Annotated in this window: 3 protein-coding genes and 1 pseudogene; 3 read left to right on the top strand and 1 reads right to left on the bottom strand. The window is 48.2% G+C overall.

Annotated features, from left to right (window positions below; all coding sequences use genetic code 11):
• From HPY90_RS14335 to HPY90_RS14325, 3 genes and pseudogenes are all read left to right on the top strand, one after another.
• Positions 1-583: pseudogene (locus HPY90_RS14335) on the top strand (methylmalonyl Co-A mutase-associated GTPase MeaB); the annotation flags it as partial.
• A gap of 336 nt (positions 584-919) precedes the next feature.
• Positions 920-2,164 (top strand): glycoside hydrolase 5 family protein, encoded by a 1,245-nt coding sequence (locus HPY90_RS14330; RefSeq protein ID WP_287195507.1) that lies wholly within the window; start codon positions 920-922, stop codon positions 2,162-2,164.
• A gap of 23 nt (positions 2,165-2,187) precedes the next feature.
• Positions 2,188-3,501, top strand: coding sequence for a glycosyltransferase (locus HPY90_RS14325; RefSeq protein ID WP_287195505.1), 1,314 nt, complete (start codon positions 2,188-2,190; stop codon positions 3,499-3,501).
• Here the strand turns inward: HPY90_RS14325 and HPY90_RS14320 are convergent.
• The coding region (locus HPY90_RS14320) for a glycoside hydrolase family 130 protein (RefSeq protein ID WP_287195503.1) at positions 3,466-7,029 on the bottom strand (3,564 nt) is incomplete at its 5' end. The two genes, HPY90_RS14325 and HPY90_RS14320, sit on opposite strands and share 36 nt — an antisense overlap.

Here is a 7,029-nt window from a genome sequence, read left to right as displayed (position 1 = left end):
CGTACTGGATGCGATGGGAAAAGACATGATAATAGTCGAGACAGTAGGAGCGGGGCAGCAGGAAGTAGACATCATCAACCACGCTCACACCGTGATAGTGGTGCTGGTACCGGGCATGGGGGATGCGGTACAGGCGATAAAGGCGGGGATAATGGAGATAGCGGACATATTTGTGATAAACAAGGCGGACCGGGAGGGAGCCGGGAAGCTTTATGCTGAAGTGAACATGATGCTAGACATGTCGCCGTCGTTTCCTGGGGGCTGGAGGCCGCCGGTTATAATGACCAAGAACATTTACGACCCGCATCAATTTGCCCAGGACGTAGAGGTACTGGCGGAGAAGATAGAGGAACACTACAAGATGCTGATAGAGAACAACATTTTAGGTGAGCGGCAGAGAAGGAAGGCCTTATACGAGCTTAACGAGGCACTGAGGGGTTATATACTGGAGCCGATTTTAGACAAGCTGGTAAGGACGGGAGAATTCAGCCAGATGGTAGAACAGCTGGTAGCCAAAGAAGCTGACCCGTATACGCTAGCTGAACAAGTGGCCAAAAGGTTTATGAACGGATCCTTAGGCTAAAACGAGAATGATAATTCTAAGAGGGTGGGTTTTACGGTGTTGCCCGGAGTACGAAAGCCGAGTTCTCCGGGCAGTTCTATTTTTGGCCACAGATGCACACAGACCCGGCACTCAGCTCGAATCTTGATTAGCGACTAGCGTTTTGGGACCTACTGTCATGTGACAACTTCGGTCAGCTGAGTGCCGGGCTGATGAACACGGAGGATGTAATGTATTATAAACAATACATAACCGGTATCAGAAGAAAAACAAACACCTTTTTGACATTTGCTCGCGCAGTTATGGAGGCCTTTTAGGAAGTAGGCTGCGCTACAAATGCGGGAGGAGTGGGTTACTATGCATACAAAGAACAGCGGCTGTTTTTTGATGGGAGTCAATTACTGGCCTCGGGCTAAAGCGATGTACTGGTGGGAAAGATTTGACTTAGACGAAGTAAAAAAAGATTTCGAGAGGATAGCAGAATATGGTCTGGGCTTGGTGAGGATCTTCTTGGTTTGGGAGGCCTTTCAGCCCACTCCTAAGCAGGTATCCGTAGAGAACCTGAAGAGACTGATAGCTGTGGCTGACTTGGCCAGCGATACCGGAATTTCTTTAATGCCCACGTTATTCTGTGGCCACATGAGCGGGGTAAACTGGTTGCCGGAGTGGGTACTAGACGAGGATTGTATTCGGCAACGGTTTCCCGTATATACTGGAGGAAGATTGCATTTTCGCGGGCTTAAAAACGTTTACACCGATAAGGTTATCAGTAACGCCCAAGAGTTGCTCTGCAGGGAGGTAGCTCGGGCCATGGAGGGGCATCGTGCTCTGTTTGCTTGCGATCTGGGCAATGAGTCTTCTAATTGCTTTGTTCCCCCGGATCGAGAGACAGCGAGATCCTGGTTAGAGACTATGGCTGGAACCTTGAAAGCAAATGGAGGAGGGTGCATGGTTACTTTCGGGATGCATGCTGAGGACCTGGAAGAAGACCGGGCTTTGGGACCCGGCGAAGCTGCGACTGTTTGTGATTTCCTTTCCATGCACGGATACCCCTTTTATCGGAAATGGGTCGATGATCCCCTGGACTACGAGGTACTCCCTTTCCTAGGTGCTGTGACGGAGTGGCTGGGAGAAAAACCCGTGTTGTTTCAAGAGTTCGGTATACCGAGCTATCCGGTGATACCGCCATTCTTGAAAGGTGATGAATCGGATAGACTACGGGGCCGGCTGTGGGATGAAGAAACAGGGGCAATTTACTACAGGCACGCACTGGAAAGGTTACAACAGGAGGGGATGATAGGGGCTGTGGCTTGGTGCTTCGGAGATTACGTTCCTGGCCTGTGGAATCATCCGCCGTTGCGGGAAAACCCACATGAGAGGTTTTTCGGTCTTTTCAGGTATGACGGGTCAGCTAAACTGGCGGCCGAGGTGGCGCGGGAGTTTGCTGGAAGCAGAAAGGTCAGGACCGTTGCCATGGAGGTGCGTTACAGGCGCCCATGGTTAGATGAGGAGAAACCGGAAGTTTTCTATCTCGATCCACAGGCAAATCTTAAGCGATTGTATAGAAAGTACAAGGACTGGACAAGACTTTCGGCAATTTAGCGATGAACGAGGGGGAACTGGCCATGAAAATTGCCCTGTTATCTCCCATCGCGTGGAGGACTCCTCCACGCCATTATGGACCGTGGGAAAGAGTAGTTTCGCTATTGTGCGAAGGTTTGGTGGAAAAAGGTATCGATGTGACCTTGTTTGCCACTAAGGATTCACAAACACGTGGTAAACTCGACTATATTTGCCCGGCTCCTTATGAGGAAGATAAGAGCATTGAGCCTAAGGTATGGGAATGCCTCCACATAGCTCATCTATTCGAGCAGGCTAATCAATTTGATCTGATACACAACCACTTCGATTTTTTGCCTTTGTCCTACAGCCGGTTGGTTGATACGCCGATAGTGACCACAATCCACGGTTTTTCTTCACCTCGAATCTTACCGGTTTACCAGCAATACGCTGATAGAAGTTATTACGTGTCGATCAGTAACGCGGACCGTCACCCCACTTTGAACTATATTGCCACTGTATACCACGGCATAGATCTCGAATCTTTTACTTTTCAATCGGAACCGGGAAACTATCTACTTTATTTTGGCCGTATTCATCCTGACAAGGGTGCTGCGGAAGCGATTCGGATAGCCAAGACATTCAAGATGAGACTAGTAATGGCTGGAATTATTCAGGATGATCGTTACTTTGAGCAGGAAGTAACCCCGCATTTGGACGGGGAGTTCATAAATTACGTAGGATCTGTGGGGCCTGGTGACCGCGACCGCCTTTTGGGAGGGGCATATGCCTTGGTTCACCCGATTGCCTTTGCCGAGCCTTTCGGTTTAAGCGTGGTTGAAGCCATGGCCTGCGGTACCCCGGTTGTGGCCTTTGCGCGGGGATCCATGCCAGAGGTTATAAGGGATGGGAATACCGGATTTTTGGTCGAGTCGGTGGAGGAAGCAGTCGAGGCTTTGACGAAGATTCCGGCTATTGAACGCATCGCCTGCCGCCAGTGGGTTGAGGAACGTTTCAGCCAAGAGAGGATGGTTAACGATTATCTCAAGGTATACGAGAAGGTGCTTGAGTTGGAAACCGCTAAGAGAAGTCGCGCTCAGAGCGTATGGGGTAAGGAAGAGTTAATATGCGATGAGGGAAACTATCGAATACGGCGGTTGACCATAAAGCCAGGGCAAAATTTAAAGTGGACGTCATCTACTCCGGTAAAACAAGAGTGGATGGTGGTACAAGGCGCAGCCAGTCTAAGTTTGAAAAATCAGAAAGTACTTTTGAAAGAAGGAGAGAGCATCAACCTTTCTCCGGAATTCGAACTCGAGATAGCCAGTGCAGGCGTGTGCTCACTAGTGATGATCGTAACGGAGGTCAGGGACACGTAGCCACAGTCGGGAATAGTATTCCGGCATAAACGCCAATTCTAATTTTTCGTCAGCTAAGACTCGCTCGCGTATGAGCTTCGGAATCAGGTCTCCTACCGTGGCCGTAGCTACACATACATAGGTATCGGCGGCGCCATAATACACTAAGATACGGTCGTTTTCATCCAGTACTTCTTTGTCAGTCTCAGGAACTGCACCACAAGTGAATACCACGTTTGGAACCCAACAGTTTCCTACAGTTCCCATTTCGTACCCGGTTTCCGGAGAAAGGATGGGGTTCGGCGATCGATACAGAAGCCGTTCGGGGTTACGAAGATCAACCAGCAGTACGCCCAAGCGATAGACTCGCTTCGGATCGACTCCATGATAAATCATTAACCAACCGAACTTGGTCTTAAGAGGCTGAGTGCCTGCTCCTATTTTGAGTGAGTCCCACATTCTGCCGGAACGTGGTCCGAGAATGATGGAATGTCTATCTTTAGGAATTGGGAACTCTAGTTTGTCAAGGTAAGATACCCAAACACTCGGTTCGATTCGGTGATAAATCACGTATTTACCGTTTATTTTTTCGGGGAAGAGTATCGCATCTTTGTCCCATATGTCTTCAAAAGCAAGACCCAGTCGCTGCCACCTGTCGAAACGCCTGTTTAAAAAATCGCCAACCTGAATAAAAGCTGCCGCTATCTGGGCGATTACACCGTCATAAGCGGTGTACAGCATGAAAATACGGTCGTCTATTATGACTACTCGCGGGTCTTCGCAGCCTTTGTTTTCTTTGCTGTCTTGAGGGGAAAATATAGGATCTGGCAGCCGCTCCAAGACGCTGTAGCCGTCGGTTATGGCTAAACCAATACGGGAAACTTCATCCTCACCGAAAGCTCGGTAAAGGACGTAGACCCGAGAGCCTATTCGCAGTGCGGCAGCATTGAGGACGTATTTGCTTTCCCAAGGATGGTCTGCTATGGGTTCGAGAATTGGGTTGTCGGGATATCTGACCAAGGGCTGGGCTGGAGGGAACACAGGGGTATCCTGAGCCACGACTACCACGTCTTTTGGACGTATTCCCAAATGAGCGTCCAAGATATTGTTACCTGCTTTCCCTTCTCCTATTAGTTGAACCATGCCTTGCCAGATTTCATCCGAATGGTAACCGAGTTCAGCATATATCTCTTCTAGCAGGTCATGATTGAACCATTTTTCTTCGACGTGATTAGACATCGGGGTAGGGATGCCTCTTCCTCCTTTATAACTATAGCTAGACCAGCTCCAAGCGGAACAGGGGATAAAGGTTCCATCGTCAAGAACCTGGCTTAGCCCGTAGCTGTCTGTCATCAGCCGGAGAACCTGAGCTTCTTCGTAACGGCCGTTTTCGGCTAACCGTTGCGCTAAACTACGGAAGTGCCTAACCAGGGCTCTGTGGTGGAAGTTTTCAAACAGGTTGTTTGCAGTAAATGCCCCTGTTTCGTAGCGGCTTACAAGCGAATTTTTTATCTTTTCCCCAAGGTTCTTTCTTTCTTTGGCATAAAGCTGCCACAAGACCGAGTAATTTTCAGCCATTACCATATATCTTGCTATTGATAGGCAGAACCTGAGTCTAGGATAATCTCCTCCCATACCCCGAATCAGAGGCCGGACAACTATTCGAGTAGTCAATTTATTGAAGTCTGAAAAGCTTCCCAACCTCAGTTTACCGTCTAGAGTTCCAGGCCCGACGACGATAGGGCGGATTTCGACTTCTTCCATATCATCTGGCTTCAAATTGTCCAGGATCCAAAGCAGTGACATATCTGTAAAGTTTCGGGTTTCAAGTAAGTTGGCCAAAGTGACGGCATCTCGGGCGTCTATTCGGTTTAGAAGCTCGCGCGAGCTTTGACAGCTAGCAGGTATCAACAAGTTGCGCGGGGGAAAGCGCAGGAGCGCCTCTCGAAAAAGTCTGGTGCTTATGGAAAACATTTTAGGGTGAGGAAGAAGTTTGAATAGGTGATCTACGACTTCCCGGGTACCCTCTTCAGTGTAAATGTCACCGGGAAACAAAATTCCCATGGTTTTATCGACTTTTTGCACGAAAGATTGGATATAGGCGGCAATTTCTTGAGACGTTGCGTCTTCAGGGGCACCTAAAGATTGATGTACAAAATGATTGAATAGGTCAACGTAGCGCTTTTGTACACGGTTGAACAGAGGTTCGGTAGAAATGACTTTTCCGCCTTTTCCCGGGATTTTCTTAGGCAGGACTATAGGGATTCCGGGTACGAATTCCATATAGTGGGCTGGGACTAAAGGAGGATTGGTTTCCATGGATGCCTTTTTCCACATTTCTATGAACCGGGGGCGAGATCGGTAGAAGGCATTAATGACCGTAGTCTGATCCCAAGGGAAAACATCTGTAACATGGTATCCTGGCGTTTTTTCATGCATGAGATGCTGAAAATAACGGAGATGAGCGAAAAAACTGGCTGCGTAACCGGCAAAAACAGCAGCAAGGGCAGAGAGAATGTCTTCTCTGGAAGTAGGAGGAGAGAACCAGTAGTGGAACAAAAAGTTGTGAACGATTTCAGCCCACATATCATGAGGGAAAACCGGTCTCGAACCGGGAAATGAAGAAAGGTTTTCTAAGTGTTCGTACGCGGCTCTCGGTAGACACGAACGGTAGACAGGTTTATACTGGCTGAAACCTCGCCGGAACAAAAGGAGCATATTTTCGACGTCGAATTCAGGAGGGCATGTTTGGTTCGGCCAGAAGCTGCCTAGAATATCTGGGGTTTTGATGATCAGCTTATCTTTATTTAACCATTGCTCTTCGTCACGCTTGATACATGCAAAGATTGTTGCAGCGACATCCTTGATAAGGTTGTTAGTGGTTTCCAAGGACTCGGTTCGTGGGTTTGAGCTGAGTTCAACTTGACAAATTTGTTTTTTCCAGCAAACAGCTCGGGTTACAAGCCACGGATCGAAGCCGTAGCCATAGCTTATATCTTCCCACAAAGTAGATTGAGCGCAATAATCTTCGACCAAGTCGTGAGATATGGCATAGATCCCACTCAAAGTATTTTTCAACCTGTAACCGTAGAATGTCTCTACCAAAGGAGTTACAAAGATGTTGTCGGCTAATTCGTAACAGGGGTCTTTACGAAGGGAAGCAATGACCAGGTCATATTCCGAGCGGATAGGGTCAATTATTTGCTTGACCTGTTCTGGCTCGAATTTAGCGAGCTCTTCACAAGAGAGGTAAGAAGAGAACAACAATACATCAGCTTCTATTTCTTTGCCGATTTCTAATACCGTTCTTACCGTGTCCTCACGGTTTGCGTCGTTAGCAAATAGGGCAGAAGTGAGAACAGGGGTATTGATTCGGACTTGTTTCACGGTTTCAACCAAGTCTTTATAGGTTGCAGTTTCAGCGGAGCACACTATCAAGGGACGGATTTGAGACACAGAAGAAAGACCTTTATCTATCGTCTCAAGCGCGTGTTTGAATGATGCGGAGTTTCGATACAAGGGAAATCCGACTACCAGGTCGACATTCTC

This window comes from Syntrophothermus sp., assembly GCF_013314835.1.
Taxonomy (GTDB): Bacteria; Bacillota; Syntrophomonadia; order Syntrophomonadales; family Syntrophothermaceae; genus Syntrophothermus; species Syntrophothermus lipocalidus.
This window is presented reverse-complemented; position numbering and strand designations above follow the sequence as displayed.

Coding starts and splice junctions, on each gene's coding strand:
- HPY90_RS14330 (WP_287195507.1), top strand. CDS start 920: ATGCATACAAAGAACAGCGGCTGTTTTTTGATGGGAGTCAATTACTGG.
- HPY90_RS14325 (WP_287195505.1), top strand. CDS start 2,188: ATGAAAATTGCCCTGTTATCTCCCATCGCGTGGAGGACTCCTCCACGC.